Source organism: Psychrobacter sp. PSi21 (assembly GCF_054960615.1).
Genome location: NZ_JBHNYR010000001.1, coordinates 250,468 through 266,881, shown reverse-complemented (window position 1 = coordinate 266,881; position 16,414 = coordinate 250,468). Strand labels below are relative to the sequence as shown.

The window sequence follows — 16,414 nt, the reverse complement described above, 5'->3', positions numbered from 1 at the left end:
GTGCTGGCTAGGGCGTATTGTTGTCGCCGATTTTTTGTACGCCGCGATCACCACTTATTTGCTCAAGCACGTTCAGCTCTTCTTCTAACAGCGTCAGCATGTCTTGTACGTGAGGTAAAATCTTGCTACAGGCAGTGATGCCAAATTCAATTTTATCCAAATAGCTGGCAAGGGTGATGTTCATCGCTTGACCATTAAACACCACCGACGCAGGGTAGAGTGCGCTCATTTGGGCACCGTTCCAGTATAGTGGTTTTTTGGATCCCGGTACGTTGGAGATGATCAGGTTAAAGGCTTGAGTTTTGGGGAACAGACCTGTCAACAAATTAAAGCCTTCCCACGCATAGGCAATGGCGCTGTAGTTGATGACCTGTGCTTGGTTCATACGCCCAAAGCGGCGCTTGCCATAGTTCATGCTGCCATGAATCAGTTCCAAGCGAGCCAGTGGATCGTCTAAATGGGTGCCAAGATTGGCCAGTAAAAAGGAGACTTGGTTGCCGTTGGCGCTATCGTCACGGCGCAGTGATATGGGTACAAAAGCGATCAGCGGTTTGCGCGGCAAAGCATCCATCGCCAAGAGATAGCGGCGCAGTGCCCCTGCACACACGGCCAGCACCACATCGTTAACACTAACGTCCAGCGCGGCACTGACATTCCGAAAGCGTTGTAACTCATACGACTGTGTGGCCACGCGCCGTGAGGCTGAAATACGTTGGTTCAATACACTGCGCGGCGCATCAAGGGTGCTGACATGATTGTCATCACGAAAGTTCTTAAAGGTATCGATCAGCTCACGGCAGACAGGTTTGATGGTGCCGAGCTGTTCTTTGACAATACGGCGCACTGAGCGGTCGCTGGGTATCAGCGCATCGACTTGATTGCGATGACGCGTCATGAGTGACCATACAGGCAGGCTCATCGGCTCATCAGGCGATTGTGACAGCGACTTTTGGATCAGGCGCATTGCCGCAATACCATCAACCAGCGAATGATGAATCTTAAAATACAAGGCAAAACGCTCAGGTTTGTCGTCGCTTTCAGCACGGATACCTTCGATGACATGACACTCCCACAGAGGCATGGCGCGATCAAGCAAGCGGCCATGTTCTTTTGACACATACATCAGCAGCTCGCGCACCAAGGCTGGCCGAGGCAGTGCCACATGACGGAAATGATGCTCAACATCGAAGTCTTCGTCTTGTTTCCAAAACAACAAATGCTCTAGCACCTGATTAAAAGGAAAGCTGGGCGGCACATCTGAGGTTTGCATTTGGCGCACCAACTGACCAACAAAGTCGCTGCTTTCGGCACCTTCTGGCAACTCAAATAAAAACAAGCCACCCACATGCATCGGCTGTTTGCGCGATTCAAGAAGTAAAAATAACTGATCAACAGCCGTCAACAATCGCATGGCATATCCTTGTCTATCAATAAACTGCGCGTTAAGGACAGCCAGCAATGCGGCGCGCCCATAGGTACAGCGGTTGGGTTAAGTGTGGCGGCTAATCGAAATCACCCACATCAGTGACGATAATGAGTCACTCAAAACGTGCGTGCTTACTGAAAAAAGTAGCCGGTTTGTGGCGAGCTGGCTTGCGCCATTTTGCGCATCGGCATACGCCCTGCCAAAAATGCCTCGCGTCCCGCCCAAACGGCATGTTTCATCGCATGCGCCATCAATACTGGGTTTTGGGCATGGGCGATGGCTGAATTCATCAGCACCCCATCACAGCCGAGCTCCATGGCAATAGCGGCATCTGAAGCCGTACCCACACCAGCATCGACCAAGACAGGCACGTTGGCGTTTTCGATAATCAAGCTGAGCGTGTGGCGGTTTAGCAAACCAAGGCCTGAGCCAATCAAGCTGCCAAGCGGCATGATGGCCACGCAGCCCATACTCTCTAGCTCTTGTGCAACGATGGGATCATCTGAGGTATACACCATGACTTCAAAGCCATCATCAATGAGCACTTGCGCCGCTTTTAGGGTTTCGGTCACATTGGGGTAGAGGCTTTTTTCATCGCCCAATACTTCGAGTTTAACCAAATTATGCCCGTCAAGCAGTTCGCGTGCAAGCTTGCAGGTACGGATGGCGGAGTCAGCATCAAAGCAGCCAGCGGTGTTGGGCAAAATGGTATATTTGTCTGGTGAGATGACATCAAGTAAGTTTGGCTCATCGCGGTGCTGACCGATGTTGGTACGGCGAATGGCGACGGTGACAATTTCCGCTTGTGATGCGGCAATGGCGTTGCCCGTTTCGGTCATGTCTTTGTATTTTCCCGTACCGACCAGCAGCCTAGATGAAAACGTACGACTACCAACGGTAAATGTGTCTTGGCTAAGTGGCGTGTGCTCAGGGGCGGCGGTATGACTGGTCATGACTGATATCCTAATAGCGGGAGGCAATAAAAGATCGCGCGAGAAAACAAAACAACATAAGCAAATAAGAGGGCATGAATCAAACGCGCAAAATACAAATGGCGCGAAAGCCTTGCTTATGGCACAAAACAAAATGTTATTATAACAAACTCATGCGCGCTTACTTGCACTCTTTACCCAGTTTAACCATTTAACCGTGCGCCCTTTTTACTGTTATTTTTTATTCTTATTATTCATCAGGTGGTGTTTATGATGCAGTTGCCCTATAGCTTTGCCAAGCGTCATCAGCTTTTGGTTATACCGTCGCCTGATATGACCCAGCCGCCGACCATTATCCTGACCAAGGCTACGCCATTATCTGCGATCAATGAAACCGTACGTTTTTTGCAGCAACAAGGCGCGCGCGGCATCCCAAACTATGAGAGCATCAGTAGCGAGACGTTTGAGAAGCGCATGGCCGCGGCTTACGCAGGCAACACGGGTGAGTCGCAGCATATTGCTGCTGGTCTTGAAGACCATCCCGATTTGGACAGCTTGGCCGATAGCGTCCCCGAAACCGAAGACTTGATGGACAGTCAGGATGATGCGCCCATCATTCGTCTGATTAACGCGCTGCTCTCTGAAGCCATTCGCCTAAATGCCTCTGATATTCATATTGAAACCTTTGAGCGGCGCTTGGTGGTGCGTTTTCGTGTCGATGGTGAACTCAAAGAAATCATCAGCCCTAAGCGGCAACTGGCCTCGTTATTGGTGTCACGTATCAAAGTTATGGCCAAGCTTGATATTGCCGAAAAGCGCGTGCCGCAAGATGGGCGCATCAGCTTGCGCTTGGCAGGGCGTGAGGTCGATGTGCGGGTGTCTACCTTGCCCTCCAGCTTTGGCGAGCGTGTGGTAATGCGTCTACTCGATAAGCAAGCGGGACACCTCAACATGACCTATCTTGGCTTGTCGGACAATGATTACCGTGAACTGAAACGTCTGATTCATCGTCCGCATGGCATCATCTTGGTGACAGGGCCGACCGGTTCGGGTAAAACCACCACCCTTTATGCAGCGCTTACTGATCTCAACGACCAAACCCGCAATATCTTAACCGCTGAAGATCCGATCGAATTCCAGCTTGATGGTATCGGACAAACGCAGGTTAATAACAAAGTCGATATGACCTTTGCCAAAAGCCTGCGCGCCATGCTGCGTCAAGATCCGGATGTGGTGATGGTCGGTGAGATTCGTGACCTTGAGACCGCAGAGATTGCCGTCCAAGCCTCATTGACTGGGCATTTGGTGCTCTCTACCTTGCACACCAACACTGCCATCGGTGCGGTCACACGTTTGCAAGACATGGGCGTAGAGCCGTTTTTATTGTCGTCATCGCTGATCGGTGTGGTGGCGCAGCGACTGGTCAGAACTTTATGCAGCCATTGTCACACGTGGCAGGTAGCGGACAGCGAGCAGGCCAAACTGTTTGATGAAATTGGCATCAATAATCATGCTGGAGCAGCGTCGATCAAGCTGCCCAAACCGGTTGGCTGTGACAAATGCAATCAGTCTGGCTTTAAGGGTCGTACCGCGATATATGAGGTCGTGCCTGTTGATGATGCGCTGCGGCGTATGATTCATGGCAACGCCGCAGAATACGAGCTAGAAAGCTATGCGCGGCAAAAAACACCTTCCATTCGCGCTGATGGTTTGCGCAAAGTCATCGCAGGCAGCACCACGTTGGAAGAGGTGCTGCGCGTGACCAAAGAGAGCGCAGCGACAGAGGATATGCTGATCGATTAAGCGCTACAGCTAACGGTTCATTTATGATGGCTCACTGATGATCATGAAAACCGATCGTTAAGCGTCTGCAGTATCAGTTGATGTATTGGTGATTTGCTTTGATTGATTGCCCGCGCGGCGTGCATCCAGTTCGGCTTTAGGAATCCATGCCCACGTCATCTCCACGGTGATCGGTGCGCGCTCACTGTCTGAATCGCGATCCTCAATCACGCACGGAATCACCATTTCACCTTTTGGGGTATTGATAATCTCTAAGCGCTGCTCATCAGATAGGGTGGCGACGGCTGCTACCTGTCCTTTTTGTAGCGGACGATAAAAATCCACCGAATACGATTTGATCAGTAGTATCCGATCGGCGGGTAGGTTGACGCCCAGAATAAAGCCTGTGGCAGTCTCAGCAAGCAAGGTAACAGCGACGGCGTGGATTGAGCCAATGTGGTTGCGTATGTTTTTGTTATTATCTAAGCTCACCACCACTTGATTTGGCTCAACGGTCTCGTAATATAGGCCAGTGGTGCCAACATAGGGCACGATTTTGCCAAAGGTTTTGGACAGTAGACTTGCGCGGGTGCTGGCAGGCAGGTATTTGGTCACGGCCAGCATTTTGGTCAAGCGGTTGCTGACAGGCTTGAATGCGGTGGTCTCGTAAATATGGCTTTCGGTATCAGCGTTACGGGTGCTATCAGTATTCTCAATACTGTCTACATTGGTATTGGTATTGCGTTTGATGGGCAGCTTGCTCAATAGACCTGACATACGACTTTCCTTAAGTGAAATAATATCCGTTATATGATGCTAACTCGATGATAGTTATTGGTATTTTAGAAAAAACAATGGCAATAAAACTGAGTGAATCATCTATGTTAGCATTAAGCAGCGCTATATTGTCATCATTATCATAGATGCAGCGGTTCATGATGTCGCGCCCACATCCGCTCAAAAAAGCGCCTGAGTTGCCTGACGGTTGCATGATTATGGGCAGCCACTTTTTTGTGCCTTTTGCTATTACTGAATATCACTACTGAGTGTTTTATGCCTGATATGCCGACTTCTCCGACAAATGTGATTTACACTGGTGTGGCTGGCACGGGTAAAACTTATCAGCTGCTACAGATCGCGGCGCAATATACCGACCAGTTGCCTATTTATGATCCCGACGTCATACTAAAACAGGTACTACAAAACTTGAGCTGGCGCGAGGTGATTTGTCTGATATTCTTAGACTTGCAGCAGGAGTTGGTGCGTGTCCCTGAAATACTTGCGCATGACTTTTTTGTGGCCAAAGCGGCGCACAACGAGCGTGACAAAAATTTAAGTAACACGGCATGGTCTGTGCTCCAAATGCACAGCGCCCGTGACTCACAAACCGTCGAGTACAGCAAGCGCGCCAATCAAGCCTATTTTGATAAAGACGAAAGTGGCGCCTGGTACTTGCTGCCTGAGAGCCATGAGTTACTGACCGAGCTTGCCGAGCAGCTGATCGAGTTACGCCACGCCCAGCGCTCACACCAGCCACTACAGTACCAGCGCTATAGCATGGTCAGCTTTCATCAAGCCTATGGTTATGAAGAATTTGTTGAAGGCATTCGCCCTATCGTTAATGATAAGGCAGGCGATAAGCAAAGTGGTACAGAGGGCGCACTGCGCTATGGTATCCAAGATGGGGCTTTTTTGCAGCTGTGCCAGCGCGCCGCCAAAGACCCTGCCCAGCGCTATGCCATGCTGATTGATGAAATTAATCGCGCCAATGTGTCACGGGTGTTTGGTGAGCTGCTGAGCCTGATTGAGCCTGACAAACGAGCAGAACAGCCCAATGCCATGCAGGTACAGCTGGCTTATTCCAGCCGTGCCTTTAGCGTGCCCGCCAATGTTGATATTTATGCCACCATGAATACCCAAGATCATTCACTAGCGCCGCTGGATATGGCGCTACGTCGCCGCTTTGCCTTTGTTGAGTGTCCGCCGCGACCTGAGCTGCTGCCCATATTGACGGTTGATGTAGCAGATAAGGTGGCACAAGGAAGTGATATCGATTTGGGCAAGCTACTGGCTGGTCTCAATCACCGTATCGCTCAGATACTTGGCGTTGAGATGCAGCTCGGACATGCGTTTTTTATGTCTGTACAGAGTCTGACGCAGCTACGGCGCGTGTTGGTGACGCAAGTCATTCCGCAGTTGGCACAAGCGTCCAGTGGGCAAGTGGCCGTATTGCAGTATTTGTTTTGTGATGAGCAGCAGCCTGCGGAGCAGCAGTTTGTGCAGGATAGTCATGCTCAGCAGCGGCCAACACATGGCCAGCCGAGCTTTGCCGACCAGTCATCCTTGTTGCCGCAGACGGCGATGTTTGGACAAAATATGGGCGGCTATGTGATAAATATTGACCTGCTTTCAGGTACGGGCGTCTTTACTGAGCCAACCGTCTATCAGCGCTTATACTGATGGTTCAACTGAACATGCAGGTAATGCACACAGCCACCGCGCCCACCTTTTTAGAGCAAAAAGACAGTACCACCGAGCGCGGTATCATGAGCGTGTTTGAGCATCAGCGTTTATCCTGTCATGACTTTGCGCAGGCGACTGATTTTACGTGGCTACTGACAAAAGAGTTGCCAGTATTTACCAGCAAATACCAGCGCGGTCAGTGGCAGCTGAAAGTCGGGCACTATATCGGTATCATCATGCTGCCAAGCGGCATCGCACTTGAGATCCTGCCCAAGCCCGTAGCAGGTACGGCGCAGACTGCCCATCGAAGCCACACAGACATTTTGCAAACTCGCCACTGGGTGCAGCACATGCTCAGTGATTTGATGCAACATGCCAGTAAAGCGCCACACAACACGCATTTTCATCAGCTGAGTCGGCCACTGACGCCGTGGTCTCAGCATACGCCGCCGTTGTCTCAGTGGTTGGCTGAGCAGTTTTTGCAGTACCTGATTCACTATCGGCCAGCCGAGCATTACGTGTCACAAACTCAGCAGCAGGGCACAGTGCAAGGCAAGCTGCTCATCAAGCAGCAGCTTCAGCAACACGCACATCAGCCGCATAAATTTGTCTGCGAAATCAATCAGCGCAGTACGGACATGCTCAGCAATCGGATGATGAAGACGGCCTTGGTATTACTCACACCGCTGTTGTTGTCATCGGCACACACAGCACTGATGGCCACGCATTTGGCACGCTGGCACCATTTATCTGTGCTGACCCTCCATGAGTATCAGCGTCTTGATGATACCTATGCTCGTGCCAAACATCAGCTACATGCTCAGCCTTTGGTGGGACAGCAAAAGCAAGCTGCTGAGCAACTGCTTGATATGGCCTATTGGTTGCTACAAATGCAGCGACCGCACGTGCCTACAGGTAATGGTATTGCACCGCCTGCGCTATCAATGAACAATCACAAACAGCCCTTGCAGCTGTGTATGTTAATCGATATGAACCAAGCATTTGAGCAGTGGGCCAGCCTGCGTATTGCAGCGCAGTTTGAGGCGAATGTCGATGCACCGCACTGCTATGACCCCGTATATCAGCCGCGTGATGTGTGGCTACAAGATGATGCAGGGCAGACCTATTTGTCTGTCCAGCCTGATGTCGTGATCTATAAAGTGCCGCAGCGCGGTGATACACCGCTCGACGGTATGGTACCAGCTGCGCGCCGTCACTGTAGCCATGTGATTGATCTCAAATGGAAGCATTTGCCGCGACCAACGGCCATCAGCGCCAGTGATATTTATCAGTTGATCAGCTATGCGCAGGCATATCAAGCCGCTGCTGCATGGCTGGTTTATCCAACCCTAGATAAAAAAGCGCCGCCCATTGCCTTGCAATCAGCCACTACGCGCACTGACAAGCTGCAAGCAGCGCTATGGTTGATGCCATTTAATGTCTTAACAGGTACGCTCAATCAAGTGGGTTCATGACTACTGTAGAGTACATTATTGGGCCTTCACCTGCCCGAAATAAGAAAATCTCGTAAAAAACGCCAAATTTATAAAATAATTAAAAATAGGTGTTGACAGAATAAGGATTACGCATTAATATGTGCACCTCGATAGCGAGGAACATTAACCAGTTAGCGGCATCGCCAACAACGCGTTAATCAACAAATTATCGAGACGATAGAGTACATCGGAGTGTGGCGCAGTTTGGTAGCGCATCTGGTTTGGGACCAGAGGGTCGTAGGTTCGAATCCTATCACTCCGACCATCTATTACAAGAGCCTTACAGGCTTTTTTTTATGTATAATCGTTTGGTTTATGATATAATAGACCAGATATTTTATATAAAAAGCCCATAAGAGCGCCTGTAGCTCAGTTGGATAGAGCACCTGCCTTCTAAGTAGGTGGTCGCAGGTTCGAGCCCTGCCAGGCGCACCATTTAGCCTGCACTTTTTGCCTTCCTTGGCAGTAATTATGGCGGTTGTAGCTCAGTTGGTAGAGCCCCGGGTTGTGATCTCGGTTGTCGTGGGTTCGAGTCCCATCAGTCGCCCCAATTTATTATCTCTTTCTTTTATCATTCTCTGATAATTATCTTACTTTCTTTTTATATCCTACAAAATTTCAATGATACTTGCCTATAAGGCAATTTTTTTGTGTCTAAATTTTATGAAAGTGTGGATAAAAAACCAATATTCACAGACAGTTTGGAGTCTGTTAAGATGTGTTTAGCGTATGTATCTTTTTAACTGTAGTCCATAATCAGCGATTTAGCTTGTATCGTGTCTAGTAGGTGGTTTATGTTTCTAGGCTTGGTTTATTTGCGTCACCTTGTTGAGGAATTGAGTAATGGATGCACTGAGCATGCTATTGGAAAACGTGCATTTATGCGATACCAAATACTATAGCTTAAATGGTGCGGGCAACTGGTCTTATTCTATCACCAGAAAAGACACTATCTTATTTTATCTTGTGATGTCAGGCAGTTTTTGTATCAACGTTGGTAACAATTCGCGCAAAGCGCATGCTGGCGATATGATCATGATTCCCAATGCTTACCAGCATGTCTGCTATGCCCTAGATCACCACGGCAACGATGCCCAGCCACTAGATGACAGATTATTAAGCGCCACCAGCCATATTGTCAACCTTAATGACAGTAAGGTATATGATTCGTGCTTGATTTTGATTGAATGCCGCTATGATAAAGAGATGATCAGACCATTATTATCAGTATTGCCATCAATATTGCCTGAGCATGAAGATCAGCCAGAAAGCCGATTTGAGGTGCTGGATGTGGGTTTTAAGCTATTGAGACTAGAGTCAAGCTACGATCGTATGGGTAGAACAGCGGTGATCAATCATTGGGCAAGCATCATGATGATTGAGTGTTTGCGTACCTATATTGAAAGTCTGCCTGAAGCCACAGACAACTGGTTACAAGCAATGAAAGACCCATATCTGGCCAAGGCATTGACGGTCATGCATGATGCCCCCGATCAAAATTGGACGATTCATAAGCTGGCTGAGGTGGCCGGTATGTCACGTTCAAGCTTTGCCCAGCGTTTTAAAGACACGGTTGGTATGCCGCCGCTAACCTATTTGATTGATTATCGGCTGCGTTTGGCGGCGCGCTATTTGCGTCTGCAACAAAACAGTATCAGTCGCATCAGCGAGCTGGTAGGTTATGCCTCAGATTCGACGTTTAGCCAAGCTTTCAAGCGAGTATATGGCGTCTCACCCAAGGCTTATCGCCAGCAGTATCAAAACAAGCGCATTGCTTAGCCCCATATAAGATTAGTCATACCCGATACCAATACCTATAAGACAGAAGACAGCCAATAGAGTTTATAAAACCAGCTTTGTACTCACGCAGCGTTAAAGATAAACAAGTCTTTAGCGCTATTTTTTTGTTTGTCTGTCAAGCACCGATCGTGATTTTGGTGACAGTAAAGCTGACAACTCAGATGCCTTCAGATACTATATAATGGTAAATTGTCTGATCATTATTCGCGCTCAGACGACATTTATTCTCTGCTGGTGATGGTATATGATGACCCAACCGACCTTGACACCTACTGCTATGACGAGCACGCTTTCAGACATCAGCAAAGCCGAGCTGATCGCGTTATTTACAGCGCCGTTTGTGCTTCATACCACTGAAGCAAGCGAACCGAGCATTGCTGAGCATCGCTTGGCGCTCTACCGCGCTCAGCACGAGCGCACGCGCCAGCTGTATGCCGCTTCAAGCAGTACCCGACCCACTTATCTGGTACAAACGCTAAAAACACAGTTTGCTGAGTATCAGCAGTATCAGTTGTCGCAGCAGCTTGATAAGCGCGGCTTGATCGATACCGCACCGCTTGAGCGTTTATGGCAGCAGCTGCATGTGGTCGATGACATCATCGCTGATATCGTGCATCATATGCCTGCGCAGCAGCCAGCAGGTTGGCAGTTTATGACCCAAGATGGCCACAACCCGTTGCAACTGCCCACCGTCGGCAAGCTCAAACACCCAAAGCCGGTTCAGGATCAACACAGTCTGACCAGTTATGTACTGGGACACTTCGGGGTGAGTAGCTTCACCTATGATCGCGGTTATTATATTGGTCATGTGGTGGGCTATTTGTTTGGGTGCTATTACTGCGCCCATCTGTCAGTGAGCTACGGTGTGACCGCCCTTGGCACCCAAGTCGTCAGCAACTATGATTATGCCAGCCTTGAGACGCCATATATGGTGCGCTTGCTGCAAGGTTTAGATGGCTATTGTAAAAAACGTATTTATCAGTTGGCCGTGATTTGTGCGCGCTTGAGCGTTTATGCAACAGACAAGCGTATTGAAAAAATGCTCATCGCTGAGGTCAATGATTTTGATAAAAAATTACAGCAGCAGCATTTGGACGTGTTGTTGTTACAAGGCATCATGCCTGATAGCAGTGATTCTACGCCGCTGTTTTAAATGGCGAATGACCTCCCTTTATCGATGAGATTGACCTGAGGATATAGGCTGCTATGACCGCTTATCACTACAAAGCGCTTGATGATCATGGCGCGGTGCAAAAAGGACTGCTGGAAGGGGACTCGGCGCGTCAAGTACGCCAGCTACTGCGTGATAAGCAGTGGACACCGATGGAGGTTAGCGCGGTCAACGACCAAGTGGGTCGCACGAGTAGCCGTTACAGAAAACCTTCTGCCTATGAGCTGGCACTGCTGACCCGCCAGATGTCAGTGTTGCTGGCTGCGGGTATTCCGCTTGAAGAGACCTTATCTGCGGTCGCCAAGCAATCACCAAAAACCCACATCAAATCGCTCATGCTGGCGGTGCGCTCGCATGTGTTAGAGGGCTTGAGTCTGGCGCGGGCACTGCAGCAAGCCGCCAGCTTTCCGCCACTATATATTGCCACTATTGCTGCTGGTGAAAAGTCAGGTCATTTGGATTTGATCCTAAATCAGCTGGCTGACTACACCGAAAACCGCTTTGCGCTACAAAAGAAAATCCAAGGGGCGATGGTCTATCCGATCGTGCTGATGCTCATGGCCATTGCTGTTATTATGGGGCTGATGAGCTTTGTGGTGCCCAAAATTGTCAAAGTCTTTGAGCAGTCAGACCAAGCGCTGCCCTGGATTACCCAAGTGGTGCTGGTCATGTCCAACACCATTACGCAGTGGTGGTGGTTGATGCTACTGGTACTAGCGGCTGGCGCGTTTTTGTTCTACCGTTTTGCCCAAACCCAAGCGGGCAAGTTGACCATTGACAGCACGGTACTCAAGCTGCCAATTTTGGCGCGTTTGTCTAAAGGTCTGAATGCGGCGCGCTTTGCCAGTACGCTGTCGATATTGGTACGCTCAGGAGTGCCGCTGATTGAGGCGCTACACATTGGCGCGGCAGTGACCACCAACCTACATATTCAGCAAACCATCTTAAGCGCTGCCGATCGGGTCACCGAGGGTGCCAGTTTGTCCAGTCAGTTGGAGAAGTCGCCTTATTTTCCGCCGATGATGGTACAAATGATCAAAAGTGGCGAAAATTCAGGTGAGCTTGAAAACATGCTCAGCCGCGCCGCCAACATGCAAGAGGCTGAGGCGACCAACTTTATCAGCACTTTATTATCGCTGCTTGAGCCGCTGATGTTGGTATTGATGGGTGTGGTGGTGATGATCATCGTGATGGCAGTGATGCTACCGATTGTGAATATGAATGATTTGGCGGGCTAGTGGTCGTGGCTATAACCAATCACTAATAAAGCAACAACAATCGCGTAGTGGTACCTCAGTACACTGTGAGATTAGGCGATAGGACAGATGGCAAATGATAGCCAACTAAAGACTACCAATGTGGTTTAATGCTGCATAATAATCGATGTGCAATGGTAGATAAATGCAAAATCATGGTCTATAGTGACATTCATTTGAGCCATTTAAGCATTCACCTTTAACAATGATGATAGGTATTATGACAACACGCAATAACAGCCCATTGACACTGTCCGCAACACCGACCACGCCTGCAACAACCGATTCGGCAGCAGTACCATTCCGTTCTAGTCAATCTGGTTTTACGTTGATTGAGATTATGGTGGTCATCGTCATTTTAGCGCTCTTGGCAGGTCTGGTGGTGCCAAAAGTGGTGGGACAAGGTGATAAGGCTCGGGTCAAAACCACAGAAACGGCCCTGTCTACCGTTTCCAACGCATTGGACATGTACAAAGTGGATAACTCACGTTACCCAACGACAGCGCAAGGGCTCGATGCCTTGACCACGCCGCCCGCTGACGCCAAAAACTATCCTGAAGGCGGTTATATCAAAGGTGGCTACCCCACAGACGGCTGGGAAAATGAGCTGCAATACGTGGCCCCAGGCAGCGAAGGTCGTCCTTACGACTTATTTTCTTTGGGCGCTGACGGTCAGCAAGGCGGCGAAGGTCAAGATGCAGACCTTTACGCACAGCTATAAGCGCCTTATGTAACCTCCGTTTTGCTCATCCTCACGCATATTGCCATCATCAACCAATCACAAGTATTGGTTGATGTTTTTTTACTCCCGCTTTTTTGTCATTCTAGCGATTATTATTGTCCTGATAGCGGCGTCCTATACCGCTGCGATGCCATAGCCCTGTATATAGGCTGAATATTAGCAATCAAAGGTAGCCCATCATGACCATTCAGACGTTCGCATCTTCTCGTTCTGTAACACAAGCCCGCGCTGCAAAGCCGTCGTCTTTAGCAATGCTTGTGATTATGGGCGCTTCTGTTTTGGCGCTGCCCACGTCACCCAGTCATGCTGAAGGGTTGGGTGACTTATTTGGCAATGACCAAAGCAGCAGCCAGTCAAAATTTTTGCCCGTTGATGAAGCCTTTCAGGTCAGTAGCAGCACCAAGTCCGTCACTGCTGGCACACGCTTGGCCATCAACTTTGACATCACATCTGGGCATTATGTTTATAAAGACCGTATCAAGCTGACGTTGCCTGAGGGGGTAACGGCGACACCGTTTAATTTTAGCCAAACGCCGCAGTCTATTGATGATCCTCAGTTTGGCCGCGTACCCGTTTTTGATCAACCCAACATGGTCGCCACTACCACCTTGAGCAGTAGCAGTGGCAAACGTATCGACAATGCCGCGTTGACCATCGGCTGGCAAGGCTGCGCCAAAGCAGGTCTATGCTATCCGCCTGAGAACATCAATACCACCGTTAGTATTGCAGCAACGCCTGCAGCCAGTACCGCACCTACCAGTAGCGGTAATAATAAAGCGGATGCCCCTAAAGCAACAGCACCAAAAGTTACTTCTGACACGACATCAAAACCCGTGCCTGCCTCAACTGCCAACAGCGCTTCGGCTACGAGCAAAAACGATAATGCAGCAGCACCTGCCGCCAATAACACAGCAAATAACAGCGCAGCCGCGAACCCTCAACAAAGCAGCAATGTGGTAAATGCGGCAAATGTGAGTGCCAGTGATATAAGCGCGGCGGCAGACTCAGAAACAACCGCAGCGGTGCAAGACCAAGACAGCACTGATCTGACAGACGATGAGATGGCCATGCAAACAGCAGCCGAAAATCAGATTGCTGATAGCGCCATGCTTGACCCAAACGCTGACCCTAATACCACGAGCATGGCCGCCGCTAATATCAGCAGCGCTGATGCAGTAAATAACAAGGTGGCTTCAGGCAGCCCAGACAATGCCGCATTGGTTGATCAAGATCCATTTGGCCTTGCCGCCCATCCGTGGTTGGCCTTAGCGCTGTTATTTTTAGCTGGGCTCGGTTTGGCATTGACGCCTTGCGTATTGCCAATGCTGCCGATTGTGGCCAATATTGTTGCACGGCAGCAGCATCCAACTGCCAAAAAAGGCGTGATTTTGACCACCAGTTACGCTGTTGGCGTTGCGATTGCCTATGGTCTGCTGGGCGCGCTAATCGCTGTATTTGGTGAGTCATTGGGTATCATTGGCTGGCTACAAAACCCAATTATTTTGATCAGTTTTGCCATCGTCTTTGTACTGCTGGCGTTATATATGCTGGGCTTGTTTAGTATTCGTCTACCGCGTGCCATCAGTAGCAAGATGCAGGGACTGAGTCAAACCGGTGACAGCAAGTTGGGCAGCGCTGGCGGCAGCTTGATCGCTGGCTTTTTATCGGCACTGGTGGTATCACCTTGTGTCTCGGCACCGCTCTTTGGCGCGCTGCTGGCCGTTTCGACCATTGGTAATCCATTGCTTGGATTTGCCGCGCTGTTTATGCTGGGTTTTGGTTTATCTGCGCCGCTGATTTTGATTGGAGCGACACAAGGCAAAATTATGCCCAAGGCAGGTCTATGGATGGACTGGGTCAAGCAGGGTTTTGCACTGCTGTTATTTGCTGTCGCTCTCTTATTGATTGAGCGCGTGTTTTTCTCGCCTGTGATGCTGCTGGTATGGGCAGTCTGGTTTATGGTCGTGGCCACATGGGCGTGGCACTGGATAGGTCGCGGACGCATGCTCACCCAAGCGTTAGGTTTGATTGCAGGTATTTGGGCGGCTTGTTTAGTGGTCGGTGCTGCACTTGGCAATGACGATAGTTTGCATCCATTGGCATCTTTGAGCGCCGCGCCGATGCTGGCAGCGTCGGCAGATGGTAATCGTACTACCGACCAGTACATCACCACCTTGGCACAGCTGGATGCCATTACTGCTGCCAATCCCAATGTGTTGGTAGACTTGACGGCTGACTGGTGCGTCGAATGCCGTATTATGGACAAAAACCTGTTCCATAACCGTCCTGCCCAAATGCAAAATTGGCAGTTGGTGCGCTTGGACATCACTGATACCACGCCAGAATCAAAAGCCATTTTGGCACGTTATCAATTGTTTGGACCACCAGCCTTGCTGTATTATCAAAACGGCCAGTTGGTCACTCAGCAAGTAGGCGAGATCGGCCGTGATCAGTTTGAGCAGACGTTGACGCAGCTCAACCAATAGCATCTGTGCACAGATGGTAATACAAGCTTGAATCGATAAAATGTTTAATATGGGTCAGTACTTTGATAAAGTGACTGGCTCATTTTTTATTGCAGTATAGGGTTGTTTATTAATGAAGGAAGGTGAGGCATGATGATTAAGAGTTTTATGTTTGGGATACTGACAGCATCTGTGCTGCTTGTTGCATGTCAGCCCAATAGTGATACGTCCTCAGACAGCCGCAAGAGTCATAATAATACCGCGATGACTGAAGCAGAGGCGATGAATATTGCACCGAGTTACGTTGACTATAGTGCAACTAACAAGCAGGCGACTACACCTCGCTGTCAAAATGACGCTATTGTTACTGCTTTTCAGGAGCAGCAATCAGATCGCCAAGTCTGGGGGTGTGGTACCATCATCAAGGCGCTTCCTGATGACAATACGGGCAGTCGACATCAAAAAATCTTAATTACCCTCACAAACACCCACCCCGAGCAGACCTTACTACTGGTGCACAATATCGACATTGCACCGCGCGTGGCCAACATCTCAAAGGGTACCCCCATTCGTTTTTACGGTGAGTATGTATATAACGATAAAGGCGGCTTGGTACACTGGACGCACCATGATCCTGCAGCACGGCATCAACACGGCTGGATTGAAAGTGGCGGCCTACGCTATGAATGACTTTTTCTAAGAAAGGTTTTTTGTCAAATATCAAGTTTTAAGTGCAGATATTAAGTCACTAAAAAGCTAGTATAGTGGCGCTATTTTCATTACAATTAAGTAACAATGCCTAAAAATTGGTGCAATAACCCTGCGCAGTTTTTTACTCGCACATACCTCGTATTTTTCATGTTGATTGTCATTTCAGCTAC

Annotated in this window: 13 protein-coding genes and 3 tRNA genes; 13 read left to right on the top strand and 3 right to left on the bottom strand. The window is 49.3% G+C overall.

Annotated elements, in window-relative coordinates; all coding sequences use genetic code 11:
• Positions 1-7 precede the first annotated feature (7 nt).
• Together ACFI32_RS01135 and ACFI32_RS01130 are read right to left on the bottom strand one after the other, a co-directional pair.
• Positions 8-1,411 (bottom strand): WS/DGAT/MGAT family O-acyltransferase, encoded by a 1,404-nt coding sequence (locus tag ACFI32_RS01135; protein ID WP_462624648.1) that lies wholly within the window; start codon positions 1,409-1,411, stop codon positions 8-10.
• A gap of 146 nt (positions 1,412-1,557) precedes the next feature.
• Positions 1,558-2,379: a thiazole synthase gene (locus ACFI32_RS01130; RefSeq protein WP_462624647.1), complete on the bottom strand. Its 822-nt coding sequence runs from the start codon at positions 2,377-2,379 to the stop codon at positions 1,558-1,560.
• Between ACFI32_RS01130 and ACFI32_RS01125 the strand changes: the two genes are divergently transcribed.
• Positions 2,378-2,524 carry a hypothetical protein gene (locus ACFI32_RS01125; protein ID WP_462624646.1) on the top strand — a complete coding sequence of 49 codons (147 nt, stop codon included), beginning with the start codon at positions 2,378-2,380 and terminating at the stop codon, positions 2,522-2,524. The two genes, ACFI32_RS01130 and ACFI32_RS01125, sit on opposite strands and share 2 nt — an antisense overlap.
• Before the next feature lie 104 nt (positions 2,525-2,628).
• Positions 2,629-4,161 (top strand): type II secretion system ATPase GspE, encoded by a 1,533-nt coding sequence (gspE, locus tag ACFI32_RS01120; protein WP_462624645.1) that lies wholly within the window; start codon positions 2,629-2,631, stop codon positions 4,159-4,161.
• A 57-nt stretch (positions 4,162-4,218) separates the two neighbouring features.
• Here the strand turns inward: gspE and ACFI32_RS01115 are convergent, their stop codons facing one another.
• Positions 4,219-4,917 (bottom strand): DUF4442 domain-containing protein, encoded by a 699-nt coding sequence (locus tag ACFI32_RS01115; RefSeq protein ID WP_462624644.1) that lies wholly within the window; start codon positions 4,915-4,917, stop codon positions 4,219-4,221.
• Positions 4,918-5,193: 276 nt separating this feature from the next.
• On the opposite strand from ACFI32_RS01115, the gene ACFI32_RS01110 reads away from it, so the two are divergent.
• The 11 genes from ACFI32_RS01110 (at position 5,194) to ACFI32_RS01060 (ending at position 16,223) form a co-directional block, all read left to right on the top strand.
• Positions 5,194-6,600, top strand: a complete 1,407-nt coding sequence (locus tag ACFI32_RS01110) for an McrB family protein (RefSeq protein ID WP_462624643.1) — start codon at positions 5,194-5,196, stop codon at positions 6,598-6,600.
• Positions 6,600-8,078, top strand: coding sequence for a 5-methylcytosine restriction system specificity protein McrC (locus ACFI32_RS01105; protein WP_462624642.1), 1,479 nt, complete (start codon positions 6,600-6,602; stop codon positions 8,076-8,078). The genes ACFI32_RS01110 and ACFI32_RS01105 overlap by 1 nt, the downstream gene beginning before the upstream one ends.
• Positions 8,079-8,287: 209 nt before the next feature.
• A tRNA-Pro gene (locus ACFI32_RS01100) sits at positions 8,288-8,364 on the top strand.
• Positions 8,365-8,457: 93 nt separating this feature from the next.
• Positions 8,458-8,534: transfer RNA gene (locus tag ACFI32_RS01095), tRNA-Arg, on the top strand.
• Positions 8,535-8,573: 39 nt separating this feature from the next.
• Positions 8,574-8,649: transfer RNA gene (locus tag ACFI32_RS01090), tRNA-His, on the top strand.
• A gap of 293 nt (positions 8,650-8,942) precedes the next feature.
• Positions 8,943-9,878, top strand: a complete 936-nt coding sequence (locus ACFI32_RS01085; RefSeq protein ID WP_462624641.1) for a helix-turn-helix transcriptional regulator — start codon at positions 8,943-8,945, stop codon at positions 9,876-9,878.
• Between the two features lie 265 nt (positions 9,879-10,143).
• Entirely contained in the window at positions 10,144-11,052 is a 909-nt protein-coding gene (locus tag ACFI32_RS01080) for a hypothetical protein (RefSeq protein WP_462624640.1), read from the top strand.
• A 53-nt stretch (positions 11,053-11,105) separates the two neighbouring features.
• Positions 11,106-12,308: a type II secretion system inner membrane protein GspF gene (gspF, locus tag ACFI32_RS01075; protein ID WP_462624639.1), complete on the top strand. Its 1,203-nt coding sequence runs from the start codon at positions 11,106-11,108 to the stop codon at positions 12,306-12,308.
• Positions 12,309-12,546: 238 nt separating this feature from the next.
• Positions 12,547-13,047, top strand: coding sequence for a type II secretion system major pseudopilin GspG (gene gspG, locus ACFI32_RS01070; protein ID WP_462624638.1), 501 nt, complete (start codon positions 12,547-12,549; stop codon positions 13,045-13,047).
• A gap of 200 nt (positions 13,048-13,247) precedes the next feature.
• Positions 13,248-15,554 (top strand): protein-disulfide reductase DsbD, encoded by a 2,307-nt coding sequence (gene dsbD, locus ACFI32_RS01065; protein ID WP_462624637.1) that lies wholly within the window; start codon positions 13,248-13,250, stop codon positions 15,552-15,554.
• A gap of 129 nt (positions 15,555-15,683) precedes the next feature.
• Positions 15,684-16,223, top strand: coding sequence for a DUF3465 domain-containing protein (locus tag ACFI32_RS01060; RefSeq protein WP_462624636.1), 540 nt, complete (start codon positions 15,684-15,686; stop codon positions 16,221-16,223).
• Positions 16,224-16,414: the final 191 nt, after the last annotated feature.

Coding starts and splice junctions, on each gene's coding strand:
- ACFI32_RS01135 (WP_462624648.1), bottom strand. CDS start 1,411: ATGCGATTGTTGACGGCTGTTGATCAGTTATTTTTACTTCTTGAATCG.
- ACFI32_RS01125 (WP_462624646.1), top strand. CDS start 2,378: ATGACTGATATCCTAATAGCGGGAGGCAATAAAAGATCGCGCGAGAAA.
- ACFI32_RS01130 (WP_462624647.1), bottom strand. CDS start 2,379: ATGACCAGTCATACCGCCGCCCCTGAGCACACGCCACTTAGCCAAGAC.
- gspE (WP_462624645.1), top strand. CDS start 2,629: ATGATGCAGTTGCCCTATAGCTTTGCCAAGCGTCATCAGCTTTTGGTT.
- ACFI32_RS01115 (WP_462624644.1), bottom strand. CDS start 4,917: ATGTCAGGTCTATTGAGCAAGCTGCCCATCAAACGCAATACCAATACC.
- ACFI32_RS01110 (WP_462624643.1), top strand. CDS start 5,194: ATGCCTGATATGCCGACTTCTCCGACAAATGTGATTTACACTGGTGTG.
- ACFI32_RS01105 (WP_462624642.1), top strand. CDS start 6,600: ATGGTTCAACTGAACATGCAGGTAATGCACACAGCCACCGCGCCCACC.
- ACFI32_RS01085 (WP_462624641.1), top strand. CDS start 8,943: ATGGATGCACTGAGCATGCTATTGGAAAACGTGCATTTATGCGATACC.
- ACFI32_RS01080 (WP_462624640.1), top strand. CDS start 10,144: ATGATGACCCAACCGACCTTGACACCTACTGCTATGACGAGCACGCTT.
- gspF (WP_462624639.1), top strand. CDS start 11,106: ATGACCGCTTATCACTACAAAGCGCTTGATGATCATGGCGCGGTGCAA.
- gspG (WP_462624638.1), top strand. CDS start 12,547: ATGACAACACGCAATAACAGCCCATTGACACTGTCCGCAACACCGACC.
- dsbD (WP_462624637.1), top strand. CDS start 13,248: ATGACCATTCAGACGTTCGCATCTTCTCGTTCTGTAACACAAGCCCGC.
- ACFI32_RS01060 (WP_462624636.1), top strand. CDS start 15,684: ATGATGATTAAGAGTTTTATGTTTGGGATACTGACAGCATCTGTGCTG.